The organism is Streptococcus sp. HMSC36C04, from assembly GCF_001839535.1.
In the GTDB taxonomy this organism is placed as follows: domain Bacteria; phylum Bacillota; class Bacilli; order Lactobacillales; family Streptococcaceae; genus Streptococcus; species Streptococcus hominis.
The window spans coordinates 1-283 of record NZ_KV841561.1 but is presented as its reverse complement, the minus strand read 5'-3'; the positions used below and the strand labels follow the sequence as shown (position 1 = coordinate 283).

Sequence of the window (283 nt, the reverse complement as noted above, 5' to 3'; positions counted from 1 at the left end):
AAGTGCAACATTTATTCGAACTCATCCTCTAGAGCTTCACAAGAAGTTCTGTAACCTAAACATTTTCGTGGTCGGTGATTGATATCATATAAAGCCTTGTTCAAATCCTCATCAGAGATAGTGGCTAAATCTGTTTTCTTTGGGAAATATTCTCTTAGTAAGCCATTTGCGTTTTCATTGCTTCCTCTCTGCCAAGATGAATAGGCATCCGCAAAGAAAAAGGAAATTCCTAAATTCTCTACCAGAGGATAGCAGGCAAACTCTTTTCCCCTGTCTGAAGTGA

The 283-nt window shown here is 38.9% G+C and carries 1 protein-coding gene; it reads right to left on the bottom strand.

The window, feature by feature from the left end; translation table 11 throughout:
* Positions 1 to 11: 11 nt before the first annotated feature.
* Positions 12 to 283 (bottom strand): IS30 family transposase (locus HMPREF3249_RS00270; RefSeq protein ID WP_142350220.1); only part of this gene is annotated, 272 nt, incomplete at its 5' end.